The sequence below is a fragment of the Halovivax ruber XH-70 genome, from assembly GCF_000328525.1.
Lineage (GTDB): Archaea > Halobacteriota > Halobacteria > Halobacteriales > Natrialbaceae > Halovivax > Halovivax ruber.
Map to the genome: position 1 here is coordinate 2,332,392 of NC_019964.1, position 23,132 is coordinate 2,355,523.

22 protein-coding genes are annotated in these 23,132 nt (G+C 66.3%); 14 read left to right on the top strand and 8 right to left on the bottom strand.

Features of this window, described 5'->3' with window-relative positions:
- The first annotated feature begins 11 nt into the window (after nucleotides 1-11).
- Nucleotides 12-806 (top strand): 2-amino-3,7-dideoxy-D-threo-hept-6-ulosonate synthase, encoded by a 795-nt coding sequence (locus tag HALRU_RS11185; protein ID WP_015301495.1) that lies wholly within the window; start codon nucleotides 12-14, stop codon nucleotides 804-806.
- On the opposite strand, the gene HALRU_RS11190 is transcribed toward HALRU_RS11185, so the two are convergent.
- Entirely contained in the window at nucleotides 803-1,786 is a 984-nt protein-coding gene (locus HALRU_RS11190; RefSeq protein WP_015301496.1) for a phosphorylase family protein, read from the bottom strand. The genes HALRU_RS11185 and HALRU_RS11190 overlap by 4 nt on opposite strands.
- A 116-nt stretch (nucleotides 1,787-1,902) precedes the next feature.
- Here HALRU_RS11190 and HALRU_RS11195 point away from each other — a divergent pair, with 116 nt between their 5' ends.
- Nucleotides 1,903-2,463 (top strand): SprT family zinc-dependent metalloprotease, encoded by a 561-nt coding sequence (locus tag HALRU_RS11195; protein ID WP_148680679.1) that lies wholly within the window; start codon nucleotides 1,903-1,905, stop codon nucleotides 2,461-2,463.
- A gap of 81 nt (nucleotides 2,464-2,544) precedes the next feature.
- Complete coding sequence (locus tag HALRU_RS11200) at nucleotides 2,545-3,204, top strand: hypothetical protein (RefSeq protein WP_015301498.1); 660 nt, start codon at nucleotides 2,545-2,547, stop codon at nucleotides 3,202-3,204.
- On the opposite strand, the gene HALRU_RS11205 is transcribed toward HALRU_RS11200, so the two are convergent.
- Nucleotides 3,162-3,848, bottom strand: coding sequence for an HAD family hydrolase (locus HALRU_RS11205; protein ID WP_015301499.1), 687 nt, complete (start codon nucleotides 3,846-3,848; stop codon nucleotides 3,162-3,164). The two genes, HALRU_RS11200 and HALRU_RS11205, sit on opposite strands and share 43 nt — an antisense overlap.
- A gap of 170 nt (nucleotides 3,849-4,018) precedes the next feature.
- Between HALRU_RS11205 and HALRU_RS11210 the strand changes: the two genes are divergently transcribed.
- Nucleotides 4,019-5,197, top strand: a complete 1,179-nt coding sequence (locus HALRU_RS11210) for a 3-dehydroquinate synthase II (protein ID WP_015301500.1) — start codon at nucleotides 4,019-4,021, stop codon at nucleotides 5,195-5,197.
- A 98-nt stretch (nucleotides 5,198-5,295) separates the two neighbouring features.
- On the opposite strand, the gene HALRU_RS11215 is transcribed toward HALRU_RS11210, so the two are convergent.
- The 3 genes from HALRU_RS11215 to HALRU_RS11225 are packed head-to-tail and all read right to left on the bottom strand — an operon-like array spanning nucleotide 5,296 to nucleotide 7,509.
- A complete protein-coding gene (locus tag HALRU_RS11215; RefSeq protein ID WP_015301501.1) occupies nucleotides 5,296-5,742 on the bottom strand; it encodes a DUF7575 domain-containing protein in 447 nt (148 codons plus the stop codon).
- Nucleotides 5,743-5,774: 32 nt separating this feature from the next.
- Complete coding sequence (locus tag HALRU_RS11220; RefSeq protein WP_015301502.1) at nucleotides 5,775-6,476, bottom strand: type I 3-dehydroquinate dehydratase; 702 nt, start codon at nucleotides 6,474-6,476, stop codon at nucleotides 5,775-5,777.
- 52 nt (nucleotides 6,477-6,528) lie between these two features.
- Nucleotides 6,529-7,509, bottom strand: coding sequence for a transcription initiation factor IIB (locus HALRU_RS11225; RefSeq protein WP_007703296.1), 981 nt, complete (start codon nucleotides 7,507-7,509; stop codon nucleotides 6,529-6,531).
- A gap of 620 nt (nucleotides 7,510-8,129) precedes the next feature.
- Here HALRU_RS11225 and HALRU_RS11230 point away from each other — a divergent pair.
- On the top strand, nucleotides 8,130-8,366 hold the full coding sequence (locus HALRU_RS11230; protein ID WP_015301504.1) for a DUF7123 family protein: 237 nt from the start codon (nucleotides 8,130-8,132) through the stop codon (nucleotides 8,364-8,366).
- 127 nt (nucleotides 8,367-8,493) lie between these two features.
- Here the strand turns inward: HALRU_RS11230 and HALRU_RS11235 are convergent, their stop codons facing one another.
- Nucleotides 8,494-9,132, bottom strand: coding sequence for a DUF6149 family protein (locus HALRU_RS11235; protein ID WP_148680516.1), 639 nt, complete (start codon nucleotides 9,130-9,132; stop codon nucleotides 8,494-8,496).
- 162 nt (nucleotides 9,133-9,294) lie between these two features.
- On the opposite strand from HALRU_RS11235, the gene HALRU_RS11240 reads away from it, so the two are divergent.
- From HALRU_RS11240 to HALRU_RS11250, 3 genes are all read left to right on the top strand, one after another.
- Nucleotides 9,295-10,530: an NAD(P)/FAD-dependent oxidoreductase gene (locus tag HALRU_RS11240; RefSeq protein WP_015301506.1), complete on the top strand. Its 1,236-nt coding sequence runs from the start codon at nucleotides 9,295-9,297 to the stop codon at nucleotides 10,528-10,530.
- 76 nt (nucleotides 10,531-10,606) lie between these two features.
- Nucleotides 10,607-11,026 carry a DUF7124 domain-containing protein gene (locus HALRU_RS11245; protein WP_007703285.1) on the top strand — a complete coding sequence of 140 codons (420 nt, stop codon included), beginning with the start codon at nucleotides 10,607-10,609 and terminating at the stop codon, nucleotides 11,024-11,026.
- Between the two features lie 71 nt (nucleotides 11,027-11,097).
- Entirely contained in the window at nucleotides 11,098-11,622 is a 525-nt protein-coding gene (locus HALRU_RS11250; protein WP_015301507.1) for a DUF5815 family protein, read from the top strand.
- Nucleotides 11,623-11,723: 101 nt separating this feature from the next.
- On the opposite strand, the gene HALRU_RS11255 is transcribed toward HALRU_RS11250, so the two are convergent.
- Nucleotides 11,724-14,486: a sensor histidine kinase gene (locus HALRU_RS11255; RefSeq protein WP_015301508.1), complete on the bottom strand. Its 2,763-nt coding sequence runs from the start codon at nucleotides 14,484-14,486 to the stop codon at nucleotides 11,724-11,726.
- 298 nt (nucleotides 14,487-14,784) lie between these two features.
- Between HALRU_RS11255 and carB the strand changes: the two genes are divergently transcribed.
- From carB to HALRU_RS11285, 6 genes are all read left to right on the top strand, one after another.
- Nucleotides 14,785-18,069 (top strand): carbamoyl-phosphate synthase large subunit, encoded by a 3,285-nt coding sequence (gene carB, locus HALRU_RS11260; protein ID WP_015301509.1) that lies wholly within the window; start codon nucleotides 14,785-14,787, stop codon nucleotides 18,067-18,069.
- A 114-nt stretch (nucleotides 18,070-18,183) separates the two neighbouring features.
- The gene (locus HALRU_RS11265) at nucleotides 18,184-18,423 is read left to right on the top strand and encodes a hypothetical protein (protein ID WP_015301510.1); all 240 of its coding nucleotides are present in this window, start codon (nucleotides 18,184-18,186) and stop codon (nucleotides 18,421-18,423) included.
- A 124-nt stretch (nucleotides 18,424-18,547) separates the two neighbouring features.
- Nucleotides 18,548-18,760 carry an antitoxin VapB family protein gene (locus tag HALRU_RS11270; RefSeq protein ID WP_015301511.1) on the top strand — a complete coding sequence of 71 codons (213 nt, stop codon included), beginning with the start codon at nucleotides 18,548-18,550 and terminating at the stop codon, nucleotides 18,758-18,760.
- On the top strand, nucleotides 18,757-19,149 hold the full coding sequence (locus HALRU_RS11275) for a PIN domain-containing protein (RefSeq protein WP_015301512.1): 393 nt from the start codon (nucleotides 18,757-18,759) through the stop codon (nucleotides 19,147-19,149). The genes HALRU_RS11270 and HALRU_RS11275 overlap by 4 nt, the downstream gene beginning before the upstream one ends.
- Before the next feature lie 109 nt (nucleotides 19,150-19,258).
- Nucleotides 19,259-21,919: a dihydropteroate synthase gene (gene folP, locus HALRU_RS11280; protein ID WP_015301513.1), complete on the top strand. Its 2,661-nt coding sequence runs from the start codon at nucleotides 19,259-19,261 to the stop codon at nucleotides 21,917-21,919.
- Nucleotides 21,916-22,626 carry a class I SAM-dependent methyltransferase gene (locus HALRU_RS11285; protein ID WP_015301514.1) on the top strand — a complete coding sequence of 237 codons (711 nt, stop codon included), beginning with the start codon at nucleotides 21,916-21,918 and terminating at the stop codon, nucleotides 22,624-22,626. Before folP ends, HALRU_RS11285 begins: the two co-directional genes overlap by 4 nt.
- 36 nt (nucleotides 22,627-22,662) lie before the next feature.
- Here the strand turns inward: HALRU_RS11285 and HALRU_RS11290 are convergent, their stop codons facing one another.
- Nucleotides 22,663-23,052: a DUF7344 domain-containing protein gene (locus HALRU_RS11290; protein WP_015301515.1), complete on the bottom strand. Its 390-nt coding sequence runs from the start codon at nucleotides 23,050-23,052 to the stop codon at nucleotides 22,663-22,665.
- Nucleotides 23,053-23,132: the final 80 nt, after the last annotated feature.

The following is a 23,132-nucleotide window of genomic DNA, read 5'->3' on the forward strand; positions in this document are numbered from 1 at the left end:
TACTAACTCACATGACTGCAGGACTCGACGCCCGATTGAACCGAATTCGAACGGGGGACCGCTACCTGATGGTCCCGATGGACCACGGCATCACACTCGGTGCCGTCCGCGGGCTGAAAGACATCGAATCGACGATCGACGCGGTGACCCGGGGCGGTGCCGACGCCGTCCTCACGCAGAAGGGGATCGCCCCCCGCGTCCACTCGAACACGAACGGCGCCGGCTACGTCGTCCACCTGAACGCCTCGACGACGCTCGGCCCGGACGAGAACGACAAGCGACTCACCGGCACGGTCGAGGAGGCCGTTCGCGCGGGCGCCGACGCCGTCTCCTTCCACATCAACGTCGGCTCTGACCACGAACCCGACCAACTGGCACAGCTCGCCGAGGTTACCGCCGACGCGGAACGACTGGGGATTCCGGTCCTCGCGATGGCCTACGCCCGGGGGCCCGGCCTCGCCGGCGACGAACCCGACGCGCTCGGCCACGCGGTTCGCCTCGCCGAGGAGGTCGGCGCCGACCTCGTAAAGACGGGCTACAGCGGCGACGCCGACAGCTTCGAACACGTCGTCGAGTCGACCCGACTGCCGGTGCTCATCGCTGGCGGGACGCCTGGGACGGATAGAGAGACCCTCGAAGGGGTTCGCGGGGCGGTCGACGCCGGCGCCGCGGGCGTCTCGATGGGGCGGTCGATCTTCCAGCACGAGGACCCGGAGGCAATCACGCAAGCCGTTGCCGCCGTCATCCACGAGGACCAGGACGTCGAACAGGCGCTCGAGGCGGCCGGACTGACAGTCGAAGCCTAGTCGCCGGATCGCGTTCTGGCAGCCAGTTCGCACAGCCGATCGACGACGGCGAGACCCACCCGTACCACGTTCTCTCTCGCGAGTGCGACCGAGTCGGTCGTTCCTTCGAAACTGTCGTGAACCGTCTCACCCGGAGCCGGTCGATCGTAGTTCGCGACGGCACGCAGACTCAGATAGCGATCGGCGGCGTCGAAGCGGCCGAGCGCGGTCGCCGTGGCCGCGTCTTCCATCTGCGTCGTGACGTAGGGGTCGATCCCGTAGGCCGCCGCGAGCGAGTCGACCTCGCGCGCCACGCCGGTGCCGTGCCAGAACTCGTCGCTCGTCACGGTCGGCCCGACGTCGACCGCCGGAGCGCTCGCCGGTGCGTCGGGGTACGTCTCCTGATAGTCGCGCACGCCGCGGTCCGTCGTGAGCGCGACGTCGGACGCGGCGTCGCGAGCCAGTTCGACCAGCGCCGGCTCGACGTCGAACAGTGCATCCTCGGGAAGATAGGCGAGTTGCTCGACGGCGGACCGATCGGCGTCGCGAGCGGGTGAGGGGTCGTTCACATTGTCCCCCTCAGTCGGCGGACCGAGCTCCGTCGGATCCCAGCGGTGCTTTCGATCCCAGTCGAGGATGGCGTCGGCGACGACGACCGAGCCCAGCGCGGCCCTGGCCGGTGCGGACCCGGCGATACCGGCCGAGAGCCAGTACGTCTCGGAGAGATCGAGCCCGCCTGCACCCCAGAGTGCGGCGACCGTCGTCGCCGCGGGCGCCTTGCCCAGCCCGGTCGTAGTGACGGCGACGCGCGTGTCGGCGGTCACGTACAGCGGGCCATCGGCCCCGGGAATCTCGTAGGCCGTCTCGATCGGGAGGCGCTCGAGCCACAGTTCGCGTTCGTCGAACGGCGGGTCGAACGCGACGGCGGGCAGGACGAGCACGGCCGGAGCGATCGACGCCGCGCTGTCGAGCGGCTCGGGCGTCGGACGGTCAGTAGCCATTGCTGAATGCGACGACGCCATCGGGGTCCGAAAGCGTGACGGTCAGACGCACCAGCGTGAGTCGACTCCCAGTGGGGATCGAAACGATCACGGAGTCGCACTTCGAGGCCAAATTCGTGCCGCGGACTGCGCCAACCGACGAGGAGATCCTCGCCCACGCTCGCGTCCACGCCCGATCGGTCGCCGACGATATCGGCGTCGATCTCGACGCGCTCTCCTGGGCGATCTCCGCGCGGGCGAAACGACGCGCCGGCGCGTGTCGCTGGGACGCGACGAGCGAGGAAGCGACGATCGTCCTCTCGCGACGCGCCTACGACGCCTTCGACCGTGCGGCTTTCGAGTCGATCGTCCGCCACGAACTCATTCACGCCTGGGAGTACCAGCGATTCGGCGACTCCGATCACGGACCGCGCTTTCGCAAACGGGCCCAGGAGTTCGACGTGCCTGTCCACTGCGAGTCGTTTACGGAACCGCGGTATCGCCTCCGGTGTGCGCGAACTGACTGCGACTGGACACTGGACCGGCACCGGGCGTCGAAACCGGTCAAAGCCCCCGGGCGCTATCACTGCGGCAGGTGCGGCGGCTCGCTCCGCGTCGAACACGTCGAGAGCGGGCGCACCTGGGAGTCGGCGAGCGGCTACGGTGGTGCCAGAACAGCCCTCGGCGACGACTGGTAGCCCAGGGACCCGTTTTTCACGGTCGAAGACGGACCACGCCGAGGCGGGAGCCTTTATTCGGTGCCGGAAGAACGTCGGGGTATGGGACTACTCGACCGGTTGCGCGGCGACCCGGACACGGCCAAGTTCGACCGCATCGAGGAGGACGTCACCTACACGGTCTCGCCGCGGAGCCACACGGTCGCGTACGCGATCGCCGTCTCGAGGGCAGAACACGAGGCACTCGCCGATCTCGTCCGGGCCGACGACGAGGCACAGGACCACGAAGAAACGCTATCGACCGCCCTCTCGGCCGCGCTCGACGGCGAAGACGCCGACACCGACGTCATCGTCGACCGGATCCGCAGGCCGCGCCGCGTCGCGGACGCTGTCACAACGTCCTGGGAAGCACTACTCGCGGACGACCCCGACGTCGCCTACCTGCCGATCGGGATGGTCGGCGAACTCGCCGCGTTCGTCGCCACCTGTCGTGAGCGTGCCGACAACGACGACGATTCGTTCACGCTCCCCGACTCGTTCGATCGGGCGGCGTCGCTGCTCGTCCGAATCAAGGAGGCGACCGATCGGCCGGAAAACAGGATCGTCGTCCACCGCGACCGAGTGCCGACCGTCGAGTCGGCCGAGCGCACGTCCGAGAACCCGTCGAGCGACGGGGCAGCTCAGAGCACGTCCGCGAGCGAGGCGAGCGACGGGGCAGCTCAGAGCACGTCCGCGAGCGAGGCGAGCGACGAGAGTTCGTAAGTGGGTTCGTGCGTCGGGTCTCGTGATCGACGATCGGTGGCGTCACCGGGGAGCCAGGCCGAGTCCATCCCGACGGCGTTCGCACCCGCGACGTCGGCGTAGGCGGCGTCGCCGACGTGGACCGTCCGATCGGGTCGCGTTCCGAGTCCGTCGAGCGCCCGTTCGAACGGCGTGGGATCCGGCTTCGGCGGGACCCCAGCGTCGGGATCGACGAACACGGAGACGTCGAACGCGTCGGCGATGCCGAGCGTTTCGAGCTTCGGGCGCTGCGTCGACGGACTGCCGTTCGTGATCAGCCCGACCGCGTCGGTCGCCTCACGCGCGTGGGCGATGATACGTTTTGCACCGTCCCGAAAGCGGACCGCGGTCGGGTCGTACGCGTCCAGGTACGCCTCGGTCAGGTCGGTCGCGACCGTCTCGTCCCGTCCCGCCTCGGCGGCGGCGAGTCCGAAGAGGTTCTCGTGGAACGTCTGATCCGTATACGCCGACGGAACGCGCGGGACCAGTGCCTCTAGCTCCGTGTGCGTACAGAAGGGTTCACAGCCGACTCGATCGAACGCTCGCTCGAGGACGGCCGCCGAATCCTGCGTCGAGACACACAGGGTTCGATCGAGATCGAAACAGACCGCGTCGTACGCAGACATCGGTCGGGAGTTCGCACGCCCGCCTCCTAACGGTTCCGTGAGACTGTGTGACGGGGAATACCGGCGACAGTGTGTACAGTGGGCGAGTGGGATCGCCGACCACCGCATCACGCGAGGCGAACGTCCTCCCTTCCGCCACGTTCAAGCCGGTTCCGTCCGACCGTCGAACCATGACGAACGAAGTCTGGGTGAAAGCCGACGACAGCGTCGGTGACTGGGAGGCCCGCCGCGATCGGATCACGGCCGCGCTCGAAGCCGGTGCGGACTGGGTCCTGGTCGACGAAGCCGACGTCGAACGGGTGCGCGAACTCGGCGACATCAACGTCGCCGCGTTCCGAACTGACGGCGACGTCTCCCTGATCGACGACGCTGAATCCGACGACGAAGAATCCATGCCGGACGCCCGAATCGTGGGCAAGGACGGCGAAGGGGACGGCACCGTCTCCCTCCCGACGGACTACTCCGGCTCCGCCGACCTCTCGACGCTCCGACGCGACGGGGAGGTCCCCGGCGGGTCCTACGTCCGCATCCTCGACGAGGAGTACGAGCGGTTCGCCGAGGAGGCAGCCACCGAGTCGGCGTACACGATCGTCGTCGGCGAAGACTGGACGATCATCCCGCTCGAGAACCTCATCGCTCGCATCGGTGAGGAGACGACACTGATCGCCGGCGTGGCGAGTGCCGAAGAAGCACGGACGGCCTTCGAAACGCTCGAGATCGGTGCCGATGCCGTGTTACTCGATACCGACGATCCGGGCGAAATCAGCAAGACGGTCGGGATTCGCGACGCGGGCGATCGAGAACGCCTCGATCTCACGTGGGGGACGGTCACCTCCATCGAGCCGATCGGCTCGGCCGATCGCGTCTGCGTGGACACCGGCCGACTCCTGGACGACGACGAGGGCATGCTCGTCGGCTCGCTGGCCCGCGGCCTCGTCTTCGTCCACGCCGAGACGGCCGACTCGCCGTACGTCGCGGCCCGCCCCTTCCGGGTCAACGCCGGCGCCGTCCACGCCTACGTCAGAACGCCCGGCGGCGGAACGAAGTACCTCTCCGAACTCCAGAGCGGGGACGAGGTCCAGGTCGTCGACCGCGACGGCCACACGCGCGAGGCCATCGTCGGCCGCGTGAAGATCGAACAGCGACCGATGTTCCGGCTGGCACTGGAGACGGGCGACGGCGACACCGTCGAGACGCTCCTGCAGAACGCGGAGACGGTGTCCGTCGCGACGCCAGACGGGAAGACGGCGGTCACCGAACTCGAGGCGGGCGACGAGGTCGGCCTCTACTACGAGGACACCGCGCGACACTTCGGCGAGGCCGTCGACGAACAGGTTATCGAGAAGTAAGGCGACTGCGTCGGCCTGAGCGGTTCAGACGGTTACGTGTCCGTCGCAGGTGGAGGATTTCGTGTCCGTCGCAGGCGGAAGCGGACCGGCTGCTGTTTTCAGGGAGCAACCTGGTCGCCCTCGTCGAGTCTCGTCGTACACCAGTGACAGAACGACAGTTCCTCGTCGAGTGGCTTCCCACAGGTGGGACAGGCGGCGACGTCCTCGTCGGCGCCGGGCGTGTCGGTCAGCCCGAACGCCTGGGTTCCTGCGTGAATCGCTGCAAACAGCGAGAGGAAGAGCAGGGTAAATCGATCGATCGTGTCCGTCTCACCGTCGACGGTTTCCGACAGTTCCGTCATCGTCTCCTGCATCGAGCCGGCACTCGTCATCGACCCGTCGCCGGCGATGGCCCACAGCTGTTCGACGGGGAGCAACAGGACGACCGAGGTGACGAAGAGCGCGCCGAAGAGCACGGCTCGGCCCCAGTCCCGGATCACGACGTGACCGGCTCCCGGGACGAGCAGCGACAGCCCCACCGCGACGACGGCTCGAATCCACGACATCGAGAGTGTCCACCGGTTTCGCCTGCGCGCGGTTAATTCTCTCGTTTTGCTCGACCGGTCACAAACACCGACTCGATCGTCGTCGCGAGTGTGGCCAGGTCGAGCTGTCCGGGCGCCGTCGTCGCAGCCGGATCGATCGGTGCGTAGCCGATTCGCGAGCCGTAGATCGGCGCCACCGCACGTGTGTGCGTCCCGAGTTCACCCATGGCCATCGTCGCGACCGGCTGTCCGGCCGCCGTCGCCTCGTGGGTCGCACGTAACAGCGTGAGTGTATCGGCCGGTGACTCGGCCGTCACGGCGAGCTTGGCCACAGCCCCGTGGGCCCCGGCGGCCTCCAACAGTGCGAGCAGCGTCGAGCACGATGACGTCCCGTCGAAGTCGTGGACGGAGACGACGACCGAGACGTCGTTCTCGCGAGCCGCGTCGAGGAGTCGGTCGGCCGCTCCCGCCCTGATCGCGGCGAGTTCGACGTCGATCGCCGCGACGGCGTCGACCGTCGTCGCCTCGGTGAGGGCGTCGAGCCGCGATCGTTCGTCGGTCGACCACTCGCCACCCTCCCACGTGGGGCGGTTCGTCGCGAGAAGTGGCAATTCACCGTCGTAGTGTGCGAGCTGGGCGAGCGGCTCGTCGGCCAGGTCGAGCCGGAACTCGATCGCGTCGGCGTGGGCGCGGGCTCGCGGCTCGTCGGCGAGCGTGGCGGTCGACGCGGCGAGGACGAACGACTCGAAGTTCATTGGTTCGTGGAAAAGATCGGTCGTGCGGGTCCCACTCCGGCTCGTCGGGCGATCAGGCCAGGCCGATGGAGTCTTCGGCTTCGAGCAGTTCGTGGTAGCGGTTGCGGATCGTCACTTCTGAGATGTCGGCGACCTCGCTCACGGCGGCCTGGGTCGTCTTCTCGTTGGTGAGCAGGGCGGCGGCGTAGACCGCGGCGGCCGCGAGCCCGACCGGCGACTTGCCGGAGTGGACGCCCTTCTCCTTCGCGTTCTTCAGCAGCGAGCGCGCGCGGTGTTCGGACTCGTCGGAGAGGTCGAGGCCCGAGGCGAAGCGCGGGACGTAGCTCTCGGGGTCGGCCGGCTGGACCTCGAGGCCGAGTTCGCGAACGACGTAGCGGTAGGTGCGGGCGATCTCGTTCTTCTCGACGCGGGATACGTCGGCGATCTCGTCGAGCGATCGGGGGACGCCGGCCTGGCGCGCGGCGGCGTAGACGCAGGCCGTCGAGACACCTTCGATGGATCGGCCGGGGAGCAGGTCCTCTTCTAACGCGCGGCGGTAGATGACCGACGCGGTCTCGCGGACGTTCGTCGGGAGGCCGACCGCACTCGCCATCCGGTCGATCTCGCCGAGGGCCTGTTTCAGGTTGCGCTCTTTGGAGTCACGGGTGCGGAAGCGCTCGTTCCACTTGCGCAGGCGCTGCATCTTCTCTCGCTGGCGCGACCCCAGCGAGTTGCCGTAGGCGTCCTTGTTGCGCCAGTCGATGTTGGTCGACAGGCCCTTGTCGTGCATCGTGTTCGTGGTCGGGGCGCCGACGCGAGACTTCTCGTTCTTCTCGCTGGCGTCGAAGGCGCGCCACTCCGGGCCGCGGTCGACGGAGTCCTCGGCGACGACGAGGCCACAGTCGGCACAGACGGTCTCACCGTGTTCGTCGTCGGCGACGAGCTGTCCGCTGCACTCGGGGCAGCTGACGCGGTCGTGGGTCGACTCGTCCTCTTGTTCGGTCGTTTCCTGTTCGCTACGTCGTACTCGTGTGGTCTGGGAGGCGTTCGTCATGCGAGATGTGTGCGCTGACCGGGTGAACAGTGGTGCGCGCGGCCAGAGTCGTTGCTACCCTTGTTCAGATACGCGGCGGTTAAGTATTTCGGTATCGAGCCCAGAACGGCCTGAATTCGAAGAGATTCGCCCGAACCACGAACGAATCACGATTTCTTTTTAGGATATACACTCGGACGTGACAGTGGGTTCAGTTTCGTCACCAGTAACGAGTCCAGCGTCCGTACCGGTCACCGGACCTCCGACCCGAAGTCTTCTAGCACCGAAGTTCGCCTTCACCACCACATCACCACCCGTCCATCGGTTCCGGCTCCCGCCACGAAGACGACGCCCCCAATGGCAGATTCGTCTGATACCCACAATGGCCACGAATCGACCGTCTGCCTGGAATCGACCGACGCCTGGCCAGTTCGGCTCTCCCGGGCGGCCGACTGTCAGTCGGGTCGGCTGTTGCTCACCTGTCAGCTTGTGACCGCGCTCCAGCCACGGTTGCCTCCCTGTACCAACCGACCGCAGTCGGCCGGTAATAACTCGCTACTGGAGCGGTGAAGTCGCAAGACAGCGACGGATTAGCCACACGTACCAAACCCCTCAAGGGTGTCCTCGTCGGAGGTGAGTGTATGAGTGCCACGATGGCCCCCGACCTCTCGACGAAGCAACACCGGATCCTCACCTACCTCCGCGAACACGCAGGGACGAAGACCTACTTCAAATCGCGCCTCATCGGGCAAGAGCTCGGAATGACGGCGAAAGAAGTGGGCTCGAACATCACGAGTCTGCAGGACGGCGAATACGACGTCGACATCGAGAAGTGGGGCTACTCTTCCAGTACGACCTGGAAGGTCGACCTCGAATAAGGCAGGCATCGGTTCCCGTCGCCGACCAGCAGCGGGATTCGTGTGCAGTTTCCCGTGTATCGAGGATGCAGCTCCGTCGAAGATTCAGTTCTATCGACGTGCCAGTTTCGGTCGTGTCGCGACGAGTTCAGTTAGCTGACGGCTCATCTCCTGACGCCACCTGGTCGGCAGATCCGTCGGTCGACGTCGCGCGCTCGTCGACGCCGACGGCGTCCGTGACCGAGACCGGTTCCGACGGCGATCGGCCACCGACGGTCAGTTCGCCGTCGTCGCCCTCGACGTAGACGTCGTCTGCGAATCCGTCCGCCGCGTGCGGATGCTCCGGATCGTCGAGTCGCGCTGGGGTCGAGGGTGCGTCGGGGAGCGGCTTCGTAGAGAACTCGCCGAGTGGATCGTCGATCGTGATCCCCCAGGACTCGAACGCGTCCGCGTACCGGTCGTAGTGGGCGTCGAGTTCGTCGACGGGGATCTCCATCATCTCCGTCCAGCCGTGGTTGTAGAAGTCGAAGTTCGCCTGCAGGTGTGTGATTTCGCGGGCTTCGGCCTCGCTGAATCCGCGCTGGAGTGCCGCGAGATACGTGTCGACGGTCGCGTCGAACAGCGCATCCAGGCGATCGCGTCGGGCCTCGGTGTGGTCCGAGTCGGCCTTCCCGAGGAACACCCGTGTGTGGAGACGAACCAGGCCTCGTCTGGCGACCTCGCGGACGACTGGCGTCTCGAGGGCCTTGCGCGAGGCGAAGTGGCGCGCGTTCTGCCGGAGTTTCATACGGGCCAGTTCGGTCGCGAACCACATCAGGGATTCGACGCGGTCGCAGGGCGGTGACTGTTGGATCGAAAAGCGGCTGGCAGGACGGTCGCCTGTACATGTGCAGTGGGCGGCCATAGCGAGATAGCAACCCACTTTAACCCCGCTTCCGAAGCCCCCGACATGAGTGAGTACGTTATCATCGGCGACGGGATCGCGGGCAGTTCCGCCGCCGAAACCCTTCGTGAGGAGGAGCCCGACGCCTCCATCACGGTGATCACGGACGAAGGGGAACCCCTGTACAACCGGATCCTGATCAAGGAACACGCCAAGGGGAAACTCCCGGAAGCGCCGATCTCGATCCACGACGAGTCCTGGTACGACGAGCGCGACATCACCCTCTCGCTCGACACGCACGTCACCTCGATCGACGTCGACGGAAAGACGATCCACACGCACGAGGGCGAGGACATCTCCTACGACAAACTGCTCGTCGCGACCGGCGGCACCCCGACACAGTTGCCGGTCGAGCAAAGCGACGCCGACGGCGTCTATCACTTCTGGACGTTTCAGGACGCCCGCGGGATCAAGGAGGCCGCCGAAGCGGCCGAGGCGGGCGTCGCCGTCGGCGCCGGGCTGCTCGGTATCGACTTCGCGGCCGTCATGGGGGCCCAGGACGTCGAAGGTAAGTACCTCATGCGCGGCGACCGCTGGTGGCGCTACGCGCTCTCGGCCGACGGCGCCGAGATCATCCACGACGGCCTGCGCGAGATGGGCGTCGAGCCCGTCTTCGACAGCGGCGTCGACCACTTCGAGGTGAACGACGACGGCCACGTCACGGCCGCCGTTGACCCGAACGGCGAGCGCTACGCCTGTGACTTCGCTGGCGTCGCCATCGGGCTCACCTTCAACACCGAGTTCCTCCGCGGCACTGGCATCGAGCGCGACGGCGGCATCGCCGTCGACGAGTACATGCAGACCGGCGTCGACGACGTCTACGCGGCGGGCGACATCACTCGCTTCTACGACACGCTCATCGGCCAGGAGGCCCAGAACGGCTCCTGGGGCTCGGCGAAAGAGCAGGGACGCGTCGCTGCGGTCAACATGGCCGCCGACGACGAGGCCGAGGGCTTCGAGTGGGTCTCGTCGTACTCGATCACGCACTTCGACTTCCCATTTCTCTCGTTCGGCCACCCGACGATCGGCGACGAGTACGTCGAGCAGCGCTACAGCGACACCGAGTGGCGCCGCGTCGCGCTGCAGGATGGCCGCGTCGTCGGTGGCGTCCTCATCGGTGACCTCTCCCAGCAGCGCCCGCTGAAACAGCTCATGCGCGACCAGCGCGATCTGCGCGGTCAGACGGACCGGCTGCTCGACGAGCAGATCGATCTGGACGAGCTGGCGCCCGCACAGGACTGAGTCAGGGCCGGGACTTCCAGGTGGGTGGCGTTTCGCGTATCGACACGGTTTTGCATCGTCCGAGCCAGGTTCGAGTATGAACGGCGGCACCGACATGACCCTCGCGATCGAGCTGGCCGCACTCGAGGAACTGGCGTACCCGGAGCGCGTCTTCGAGGACGCCCGCTCCTGGAGCACGTACGTGGGCGTCGTCTCCGAGAAACCCACCTACGTGGTGACGAACTTCACCCGAAAGAACCGCATCCGCCAGGACTTCTTCTCCGGACCGCGCGGGAAAGCAGAGAGCCTGGAAAGTGTCAAAGACCAGTTCGACACCGAACGGCAGGTCTTCATCGGCACGACCGACGAGGACGAGGCCATGGCCGACGAGTTAGACTGGGAGTACCTCTCGGTCGAGGACGCCGCGGAGGCGGCCGAGTGGACCATCGCCGCCGACGTCGAAGACGACGAGGTCGACGAGACCGAAGCCGGCGAGAAGCGCGACGACTGGCCCTGACCCCGCAGACGACGGAGACGGCGGGCAACCGATGCGCCGCCCTTATTGGCTCTCCGACCGAACGGCGAGTAATGACGACACCCCGCGTTCCCGGTGACGACGGGCGAGAATCGCTCGAGCTTCCCTGTGGCGAGACGCTCGATCACCGGGCGGTCGATCTCGGACTGAGAGAGCACACGTGCCCCTGTGGCGAGCGCCACGCAGTCGTCCTCGACGTCCACCCACCGTCTCGCTTCTTCCCCGAGCCCTTCGTCGACGTCCTGCGCGAGACGATCGGAACGGACGACGACTTCGAGGCGTTCGGAACGCCGCACCTGCTTGGCATCACGATGGAAGAGTTTCCGGAATCCATCGTCGTCCACGACGCCGAAGAGGACGGCGCAGTGGGCTACTCCCTCCTGTGGGTGAGCACGTTCGACGCCCGCCGGCTGCACGAGATCATCGTCGAACTCGTCGTCGAACTCATGGACCACGCCGTCAGCCACGCCGACGACGACTCGGTCATCGCCGAGTTCGAGTCCCAGCTCGCCGAATTCGACGTGAAGACCTTCGTCGACGCCTATCGCGACGAGCGCAACGTCGACACACCCCACTGACGCGAACTGTCTATCTGCAGCGAGACGACGACCAGAGAGAGAGAGAGAGAGAGAGAGACGGATTTACCCCGACTGCGACGACGGAGGTTCCTCGACGGTGACTACGACGGGTCCGTCACGACGCGAATTCTGGCACCCCCCTCTGGACTCTCCTCGACCGAGAGCTCCCACCCGTGGGCCTCGGCCACGTCGGCGACGATCGCGAGGCCGAACCCGGTCCCGTCGCTCGCAGTGGTGTAGCCGGTCTCGAGAACGGAATCACGGTGTTCGGGCGGGATACCCGGTCCGTCGTCGTCGATGGCGAAGCCACCGGGCGTCCGACGGACGGTCACCGTGACGTTCGGACCGACGTGATCGATCGCATTCCGAAAGCTGTTCTCGAAGAGCGCACGGACGCGTTGCTCGCTCGCTTCGACCTCGCCGAGCGAGTCGTCGACGGTGACCGCGAGGTCGGCATCGACGGTTCGCTGTGCCGCCGCCGCGACCGACGGCAGGTCGACAGCCGTCGTCCCGTCGAGCGGCTGGCCGGTTCGCGCCAGTTCGAGCATGTCCTCGATGAGCGTCTCCATCCGGTCGACGGCCCACTCGATCTCCGAGAGGTGTTCTTCTATGTCGTCGGCCGGTGCGTCTGTCAGCTCGGCCAAGCGCTCACGGGCGAGTTCGAGGCGGCCGTTCGCCAGCGTCAGCGGATTTCGAAGGTCGTGGCTGACCATCCCCGCGAACTCGTCTAAGCGCTCGTTCTGTCGTTCGAGTTCGTCGGTTCGGGCGGCCAGTTCCGTCTCCCGTTCGGCCCGGTCGAGCGCGGCCTCGACGTTCGATCCCAGAATCTTCGCCAGCGCGAGCGCTTCGTCGTCGAAGTCGTCGACGTTCGGTGAAGCGAAGATGAGTAATCCGTGGCCCCCAAGTGGGACGTAGGCTTCGCTTCGGACCATCGTGTCCGGGTTCATCACCTCGGGATTGGCTCGGACGTCCTGGTAACTGGTTGGCTCGCCCGTCTCGAAAGCGTCCCACATGAGCCCCTCGCCAGCTTCGACGACGGGTGGCGATCCGAGGAGGTCCTGCGCGCGTTCGGAGTTCGCAACGGGCACGAGCGCGTCAGTCGACTCGTCGAACAGGTATACGCCGTTGATCGAGAGATCCAGGGCCTCCGTCGCGACGACGGTCGCCATCTCGGCCACTGCCTGGGTACCAGCTGCCGCCATGAGATCTCGCGTTCCCTCGTGCAAATCGCGAATCTGGCGCTCCCGTTCTTTGCGCCGGGTGATATCACGAATCACCCCGACGCTGCCGGCGAACCCACCGCCATCGTCGAGGAGTGGTGAGATCTTCGTCTCTGCGATGAAGGAGCCGCCAATGGCCGAGTCGACACCCATCTCGAACGTGTCCCACCGGCGGTCGGAATCGTCGAGCAGGCTCACGAGGAGTTCGGTGCCACGATCGACGTGTTCGGCCGGCATGAACGTCCTCGGATCGCTCCCGACCACCGCCGACGCAGGTTTCCCGAGGACGGATGCCATCGCTTCGTTGACCATCTCGACACGGCCATCCGCATCGAGTACGTACATCGGATCGCCGACGGCCTCGACGAGTGTTTTGTACTGTCTGAGTTCGCGCTCGCGACGCTTTTGTGCCGTAATATCGGTATAGATACCGTACTCCTGGAACGTCTCTTCGCCCTCGATCGCGAACCCCTTGAAGCTGTATTCGCGCCGCTCGTCGGTTCCCTGGCGCGTGATCTCGTCTCTGATGACTTCGTCAGTTCCGACTTCCTCGGCGACGTGAATCGCGTCGCTGGCGTCGGGGAGTAGATAGTCATCGAATGGTTCGTCGACGAGTTCGCCCCGCTCGAATCCGAACGCTCGTTCGAACGCTGGATTGACGTCGGCCACGCGACGGTCCGGCCCGTACGTGATCGCGATTGCGTCCGGAACGTTCTCGAAGAGCATCGCGAATCGGTCCCGTTCAGCGCGTAGTTCTCGATTCGATCGGATACGTGAGACTGCCGCAGAGACGTGTGCAGCCAGCAGTTCGGCCAGTTTCCGGTCGTGTTCGGTGTACGCACCCAGTCGATCCGACACCGCCTGCATCACGCCAAAATCGCCGACGGGAACGCTGATGCCGGACCGCAGTACGTCTTCGGCTGGCGACGCATCGGACTGTGACTGGATGTGGCCGGTCCGGCTCGACTCCCCCGTCTGATACGTCCGGCCGGCAACCCCCTCGTCGAGTCCGTACGACTCCCAGCCGCCGGGTAACGAGCCGACGGACGCCTTCGGAACGAGCGAGGCATCGTCCGCGACGTAGATAACGCAGGCGTACACGTCGAGCACCTGTGACAGTGCCTCGACGGCGAAGCGATAGGTCTCCGTGGGCGTCGCACAGGTTTCGAACTGCAGGGCCACGTCGTGCAGCGATTCGACGGTTTGCCAGCGCCGTCGTAACGCCGCCGTCGAGGCCGTCGAGTCCTCGGTCGCCCGATCGAGCGCGGCTGCCAGTGCCGAAACCGATTCGACCGGCGAGTCCGGGACGGGCACGTACCCGGCGACGTCGGCGTCGATCGCCGCCGCAGCGACGGATTCGTCCCCGTTTACGGCGTGAATGACTGTGGGCGTCACGATCCCGGCCGAGCGCAGCGATCGCACGAACGAGAGCCCGTCGGTCGATGGAAGATCGAAGACGGTCACCAGACAGTCGATGGCCCGCTCTTCGACGAGTTCTCGCGCTTTCTCCGGACGATCGACCGGGAGGACGTCGAATGAATCGCCCTCGAGCGCGGCGGCGACGGCATCGCCGACGTCGGGATCGGGATGGAGGTAGACGACCACCTGTGACGTAGGTGGGCTGTGGGGGTCCTCCGTTGTCATCAATACACTGAGAAACCGGTCCAACGCTCTTAAGGAAATTGGCCAAATTCCCCGATATCAGCGACCATATCGGATGGTATGGCGGTTTGCGGTTCACAGACATCCACCCGTGATCGACCAGTGACCACCTCGACACCCAGCCCACACCACCCATCCATACGCAGCCGGCCGAGTAACACCGAGCGGACGGCGGGGAAGGCGGAACGACAGCCGAACGTTCGAATTTCGAAAATCCGTTACGGGTTTCGTAGCGTATCGTGGGGCTTATTACGATGTGCGAACTCGAATCGGACGACCAATGGCTTCCGCGCATCACCGAGCCGGGGACGAGCCGGACGAGCGCACCATCTTGCTCATCGGCAGCGGACCGATCCAGATCGGTCAGGCGGCGGAGTTCGATTACTCCGGCGCGCAGGCCTGTCGGGCCCTGCAGGAAGAGGGTGCACGCGTCGTCCTCGTGAACTCGAACCCAGCGACGATCATGACCGACCCGGAGATGGCAGACCGGGTCTACATCGAACCGATCACGACCGAGGCGATCGCCGAGATCATCCGGACGGAAGAGCCTGACGGCGTCATCGCCGGCCTCGGCGGCCAGACTGGGCTCAACGTCACCGCCGAACTGGCCGAGGAGGGCGTCCTGGAGAAGTACGACGTCGAGATCATGGGCACGCCGCTCGACACCATCTACGCGACGGAAGACCGCGACCTCTTCCGCCAGCGGATGGAGTCGATCGGGCAGCCAGTGCCTGCCTCGACGACGATCACGTTAGACGAGGACGAGTCCGTCGCCGAACTCACCGAAGCCGATCTCGAAGAACGCGTCGAAGCCGCCGTCGACGAGGTCGGCGGCCTCCCCGTCATCGCACGGACGACCTACACGCTCGGCGGCTCGGGATCCGGCGTCGTTGCCGAGATGGACGAGTTGATCGAGCGCGTCCGCACGGGCCTGCGACTCTCGCGTAACAGCGAGGTCCTCATCACGGAGTCCATCGCGGGCTGGGTCGAACTCGAGTACGAAGTGATGCGCGACGCCGACGACTCCTGTATCATCATCTGCAACATGGAGAACCTCGACCCGATGGGGATCCACACGGGCGAGTCGACGGTCGTCACACCCTCGCAGGTCATCCCCGACGACGGCCACCAGGAGATGCGCACCGCGGCGCTCGACGTCATCCGTGATCTCGGCATCCAGGGCGGCTGTAATATCCAGTTCGCCTGGCACGACGACGGCACGCCAGGCGGCGAGTACCGCGTCGTCGAGGTCAACCCGCGTGTCTCTCGTTCCTCCGCACTGGCCTCGAAGGCGACCGGCTACCCCATCGCCCGCGTCACCGCGAAGGTCGCACTGGGCAAGCGTCTCCACGAGATCGACAACGAGATCACCGGCGAGACGACTGCCGCGTTCGAGCCAGCCATCGACTACGTCGTCACGAAGGTGCCGCGCTGGCCGATCGACAAGTTCGACGACGTCGACTTCGAGCTGACGACCGCGATGAAGTCCACCGGCGAGGCGATGGCCATCGGCCGGACCTTCGAGGAGAGCCTGCTGAAAGCACTTCGGTCCTCGGAGTACGAGCCCAGCGTCGTCTGGGACGAGCTGGACGACGCGACGCTTTCGACCGAGTATCTCGAACGACCCTCCCCCGACCGTCCCTACGCGATGCTGGAGGCGTTCGATCGTGGCTTCTCGATCGAGGAAGTCTGCGAACTGACCGGCATCTACGAGTGGTACGTCGAACGCTTCGCCCGGATCGCCGAGGCAGACGCCCTCGCCCGCGACGGCGAGTTCACCGACGCCGCCGTGGCCGGCCGGACGAACGACGAGATCGCCGCGCTCGCCGACGTCGACGTCGGATCGGTCGAGTCCGCGGTTCCAGGTCGCTCGTACAAACAGGTCGACACCTGTGCGGGCGAATTCGAGGCCGAGACGCCGTACTACTACTCCGCACGCCAGTCGGCGTTCGCGGAGGCGGCCGTGCCGGGGGCCGGACGCGCAGGAAGCGCTGGGACCGAGTCCCCGGATGACGCCGAACGCGTCTCTCGGATGGCGAGCGAGCTCGAGATCGACCCGGAGGTCGAGAGCGTGGTCGTCGTCGGCGGCGGCCCGATCCGGATCGGACAGGGCGTGGAGTTCGACTACTGCGCGGTCCACGCCGTTCAGGCGCTTCGCGAACTCGGCATCGATGCCCACGTCGTGAACAACAATCCCGAGACGGTCTCGACGGACTACGACACCTCCGACGGCCTGTTCTTCGAGCCGATCACGGCCGAGGAGGTCGCCGACGTGGCCGAAGCGACCGGCGCCGACGGCGTGATGGTCCAGTTCGGTGGCCAGACCTCGGTCAACATCGGCGAACCACTCGAAGACGAACTCGCACGTCGGGGGCTCGACTGCGAGATCATGGGCACGGGCGTCGAGGCGATGGATCTGGCCGAGGACCGCGACCGATTCAACGCCCTGATGGACGAACTGGGTATCGCACAGCCGGAGGGCGGCTCCGCGACCTCCGAAGCAGAGGCGCTGGAACTCGCCCACGAGATCGGCTACCCCGTCCTGGTGCGCCCGTCCTACGTCCTCGGCGGTCGCGCGATGGAGATCGTCTACGACGACGCCGAGTTAGAGAAGTACATCGAGGAGGCCGTCCGCGTGAGTCCGGACAAGCCGATCCTCGTCGACGAGTTCTTAGAAGACGCGGTCGAGCTGGACGTCGACGCCGTGGCGGACGGCGAGGACGTCCTCATCGGCGGCATCATGGAACACGTCGAATCGGCCGGGGTCCACTCCGGCGATTCGGCGTGTATGATCCCGCCGCGCTCGCTGGGACGCGACGTCAACCGCCGCGTCAGGGAGGTCGCCGAGGAGATCGCTCGCGGCCTGGACACCGTCGGCCTGTTGAACGTCCAGCTCGCGGTCAAAGACGAGGACGTCTACGTTCTCGAAGCCAATCCGCGCTCCTCGCGCACGGTGCCGTTCATCTCGAAGGCCACCGGCGTCCCGATCGCGAAGATCGCCGCGCAGGTGATGGCCGGCAACTCGCTCGAAGCCCTCGACGTCACCGAGCAGGTACCCGAACAGACCTCGATCAAGGAGGTCGTCCTGCCGTTCGACCGCCTGCCCGAGTCCGACCCACGTCTCGGCCCCGAGATGAAGTCGACGGGCGAGGTCATGGGCACCGCCGACACCTTCGGCAAGGCCTACGAGAAGGCCCAGTCAGCGGCCGCGAACGAGATCCCCGAGTCGGGCACGATCGTGCTCGACCTGGCCGACGACGCCTTCCCCGACCCCGACAGCGAGGCCGGCGAGGCGCTCGTCGACGGCTTCACCGAGTACTACGACCTCTCCGACGCCGTCGATCTGGTCGAGGCGACCAGACGCGGCGAGATCGACATGATCGTCTCCGGCAAGCGTGACCTGCTCACCGTCGCCGTCGAGGAGGAGATTCCGTACTTCTCGACGGAGGAAGCGGCGTCGGCCGCGCTCGAGGCGCGCGAGCTGCGAGACGAACCGATCGACGTCGAGGCCATCGGCGACCGCCCGCAGCGCGACGAGTACTGGGGCCAGCCGAAGACCGAGTGAGGGAGTGAACGACCGATCCTAAAGACCCAATACACCCTCTCGGACCCACTCTGTTCGTTTCCGCTGCATTTTTTATCGTCGCCCCCATACACCCACGTGGAGGTGCGTATCGACATGCAGAGAATCATCCGTGCCATTCCTGGCTTCGCGCGACTCCGACGACTCGTCTCGACGGTCACCAGATGGGACCTGTTGCTCGCGATCATCCCGATGGCGTTCGCCGGCGCGGCGACGGCGATGCGCGCGCTGGGACTGCCGCTCGAAGCGGGACTGGTCCTCGCGGGCGTCGTCGGTGCGCTCGCCCTCGTCGACGGCCTGTTCTTGCGCCCGCCGAACGGATTGCAGGGGGCGTGAAAGGGCCTGGACATCGACGAACGGGTTCGATTTACGAGATTGCTCGGGCGACTGGAGATACGAACCAGTCTGAAGGGACAGTTTCGGCACAAAGCCCTTGTATACTCCCCCGTATACAAACAGTATGAGCAAGAGCATCCGAGTTGAGGAGGATACCCACGCCGCACTCGCAGCGTTAAAGGGTGAAGACGAGACATTCGACTCGCTCCTGACGAGATTGCTTGAAGAGCGTCGTGAACGAGTACGAGAAGGTGCAGGGCTCTGGGAAGGCACAGATGCGGCCGAGAAGGCTCACGAGGCTCGAATGGAGATGAAGCAAGGCGTCGGGAATCGATGACGCTCTACGATAGTAGCGTTCTCATCGAGTACCTCGACGGGTCCCCCGAGGTACTTTCGTACGTCGAATCTAACCTAAACGAACGTGCAATCGCCCCGCCGTTAGTCCTCTTCGAAGTGTATCAAGGCGAAGTCTATCGGTCAGGACCGCCTGACTTCGACGCCGTCGATCGAGCACTGGAATGGGTAACCATCGTGGAAACGTCGTCGGAACTCGCTCGGGCAACAGCCGAGTTACAAACGGAGCTTATGGGATGTGGAGAACCGCTGGCAGCGCGTGACGCTCTCATTGCCGGTTGTGCACTGGTCAACGATACTCGGCTCGTCGTCTCCGACGACGATTTCGACGTTTCTGGAATTACCGAACTGCTGGACGTGGACTTCCTCTGAGAGCCGAATCAGGTCGGAACGACGAACGAGCACGTTCATCGGCGTCACTTGGACGTATATCCCGGCCTGAGTCCAACACGCTAAAGCGACCGTACGCTGAGAATCACGTATGGAGTATCACGAGGCGGCCGATCGGCTCTACGATCTCGGCCGGTTCGGCATTCGTCCGGGGACGGCGTCGACGGCGGACGTACTCGCCCACCTCGACGACCCCCACGAGTCGATCGACGCGATCCAGCTGGCGGGCTCGAACGGGAAGGGGTCGACGGCCCGGATGCTGGAATCGGTTCTGCGAGCGGCGGGCCACACGGTTGGACTGTACACCTCGCCGCATCTGGAGGATATGCGCGAGCGGATCCGGGTCGATGGACGGCCGATCCCGAAAGCGGCAGTGAGCGAGTTCGTCGCGGCCTGCGACGAGTACCTCACCGAACGGGGAGCCGATGGCGCCTCGCCCACCTTCTTCGAGACGACGACCGCGATGGCCCTGTGGCACTTCGCCCGCGAGGACGTCGATTACGCCGTTATGGAGGTCGGGATCGGCGGGAAGGAGGACGCGACGAGCGTCGTCGAACCCGTCGCGAGCGCGGTGACGAGCGTCGCGCTCGAACACACCACCGTCCTCGGCGACTCGGTTCCGGAGATCGCCCGCGACATGGCCCACGTCGCCCCGGCGGTGAACGGGTCGGCGTCCGCCGATGGACCGTCCCAGATCGGCGGGTCGCCGGCTGACGACGCGTCGGCGGGGAACGCGACGGCCGGCGGCGGCCCGACTGCGGATGACACCACCCCGCTCGTGACGGCCGCGGACGGCGAGGCACTGGGCGCGATCCGCGAGGTGGCGCCTGACGTGGTGACGGTCGGCGACGGCGTCGACCCGTCCGCGGAGGCTGGTGACCGCCCGGACGTCCACGTCACCTACGAGGGGCGCGTCTCCCACGCCGAAGCAGCGGTGACGATCGACCTGTCTGCGCACCCGACGCGACCGCACGCGGACGCCGTCGAGAGTCACATGGCCGCGATCGGGGCCCACCAGGCAGAGAACGCCGGCGTGGCCGTCGCGCTGGCCCGACAGCTGGTCGACGTCTCGGTCGACGAACTCCGAACGGGCCTGCGCCGCGCCCACTGGCCGGGTCGGTTCGAGGTGATGGACGACGCGCCGCTCGTCGTCCTCGACGGTGCGCACAACCCCGCCGGCTGCGAGCGATTCGCCGACACGCTCTCGACGTTCGAGTACGACGACCTCCACCTCGTCGTCGGGGTCATGCACGACAAGGACTACGGCGAGATGGTCGCGGCGCTGCCGACCCCGGACTCCGTGGTCGCCTGTCGGCCCACGACCGATCGATCCGTCGATCCCGCCGTCCTCGCCCGACTCTTCGAGCGCGAAGGCGTCGAAGACGTGCGGACGATCTCCGCGGTCCGGGACGGATTCGAACACGCGCTCGCCCAGGCCGAGCCGGGTGACGCAGTCGTCGTCGCCGGTTCGCTGTATGCCATCGCCGAGGCCCGGACGCACTACACCCTCACGGGTGTCGAGACCGACGTACGGGACCTCAGTGACGCCCGGCGGACCCTGGAACGGGCGAACGTGACCGAGAAGGGCGTCTGGCGGATGCGCGGGAAGGCCGTCCATCGGACGGTCCACCTTAGACTGCAGGAACGGCAAGCAGCCTATCTCAAACAGGAGCTGCTGAGCCTTGGCGGCGAGTGCGCCCTGTCGGGCCTCCAGCGGGAGGAGCAACTCGTCGAGGCGGTCTGTATGGGCACACTGTCGCAGTTCAAACGGCTCGTCGAAAAGCTCGACGCCCAGCCCTACGGCCTCGCCGCGATCGGGGCAGAACTCCGGGAGACGCTTGGAATCGGCGAATCGGGCGACACCGGTGCCGGCAGCCCCAGTCCGCACGGCCCCGACGTCACGGGGACCGAGTACCCCTGGGGCGAGGCGCCTGCCGTGATGGGGATCCTGAACGTCACGCCGGACAGTTTCCACGACGGCGGCGAGTACGACGACGTCGAGGCCGCTGTCGCCCGCGCGGCGTCGATGGTCGACGCCGGCGCGACGATCATCGACGTCGGCGGGGAATCCACCCGCCCCGGCGCAGAGCCAGTCCCCGTCGCGGACGAGATCGACCGCGTCGTTCCCGTCATCGAGCGCATCCGCGACCTCGATGCGGCCATCTCGATCGACACGCGCAAGGCCGCCGTCGCCGAGGCCGCCCTCGACGCCGGCGCGGACATCGTCAACGACGTCTCCGGCCTCGCCGATCCCGAGATGCGCTTCGTCGCCGCCGAGCACGGCGCCTCGCTGATCGTCATGCACAGCCTCGACGCGCCGGTCGACCCCGACCGCGAGGTGACCTACGACGATGTCGTCGGTGACGTCCTCGCGGAACTCGCAGAGACCGTCCTGCTCGCCGAACGAGCGGGACTCGATCGGGAGCAGATCATCGTCGACCCCGGCCTCGGGTTCGGCAAGTCGAAGCGAGAGGAGTTCGAGCTACTCGATCGCACCGACGAGTTCCGTGCGCTCGGCTGTCCGATCCTGATCGGCCACTCCCAGAAGTCGATGTACGACTGGGTCGGCCAGGACGCCGGCGACCGGCTGGAGTCGACGGTCGCTGCCACGGCGCTGGCCATCGACCGCGGCGCCGACATCGTCCGCGTCCACGACGTTCCCGAAAACGTCGCCGCGGTGGAGACGGCGCTCGCGACGCTGGATTCCGCCGGCTACGAGAACCGACGACGGAGTCGGGGTGATGCGAAGTGACGGGAGAGGCAGATTCTGACGACCCGACAGCTCACCGCACCCAGGTTCGCGAGGGATACGACGAACTCGCCCGGACGTACGCGGCCGAGCGCGAGCAAGATTCCGAGGAGCTGGCACTGATCGAGGAGCTGTACGCACGCATCGACGATGGCAGTCCACGAGTGCTCGACGCCGGCTGCGGCGACGGGCGAGCGGCGTCACAACCGCTGTCCGAGCTGGGAGCGGCTGTCGTCGGGCTCGACGTCTCCCGATCGCAGCTCGAGCTCGCGAGCGAGACGGTGGAGTCGGTGGACGTCGACGACGCGAGTCGGGATCAGGTCGACACCGCCGAAGCGGACGCCCCCGTCCCGGAACTAATGCAAGGCGACCTGACGAGCTTGCCGTTCGAAGACGCCGCATTCGACGGGATCTGTGCACTGCACTCGATCATCCACGTCCCGAAGACCGAACACGAAAGCGTCCTCGAAGAGTTCGCGCGGGTGACGGCCCCCGGCGGGTGGCTACTGCTCACCGTCGGCACTGGCGCCTGGGAGGGCGAGAACCCCGACTGGCTCGACGGTGGCGCCGCGATGCGCTGGAGCTTCCACGGCGACGAGTGGACCCGCGAGACGCTCGACGACGTCGGATTCGCCGTCGCAGACGCCCGGACCATCGGTGACGAACTCGGCGGCGGGGAGTGGCGCTACCTGCTCGCGCGGCGAACGTGAGCCATCGCTGCAGCGATTGATCGAAGACGGCTGCGATTAGCCGACGATCGGTGCTTCGAGGGCGGGATCCGCGGCGACGATCGTCGACACCTGGGACCGGACGCGGTCGAATTCGGCCGTCGGTTCGGCCACACCTCGCCCTGTATCGTACTCGACGAGGCACGCCTCCGCCAGTTTCGGAAGGTGCGTGTGATGGAGCATGAGGGGAAGCGTCGACGGGCTGCGATCATCGGTGTCCGAGGATCGCTCCTGTTCATCGTCAGTGACACCCGCGGCGTTCGCTTCGATCGACTCCGCCAACTCGGTGAGCGTGATCGACCCGCGTTGGGCCAGCAGTGTCGCGAGCGCGGCGCGACGGACAGGGTGGCGACACGCCTCGAGAATCGCGTCGTACTCGGCCGACGGTCGTTCACTCGAAGCGGTCATCGTGTCTCACCCGACGTGCGATACTGGTCGCCGCGTCGTGCGTCGCAGGTGACTGTGGGCATGATCGTGTTCGAACACAC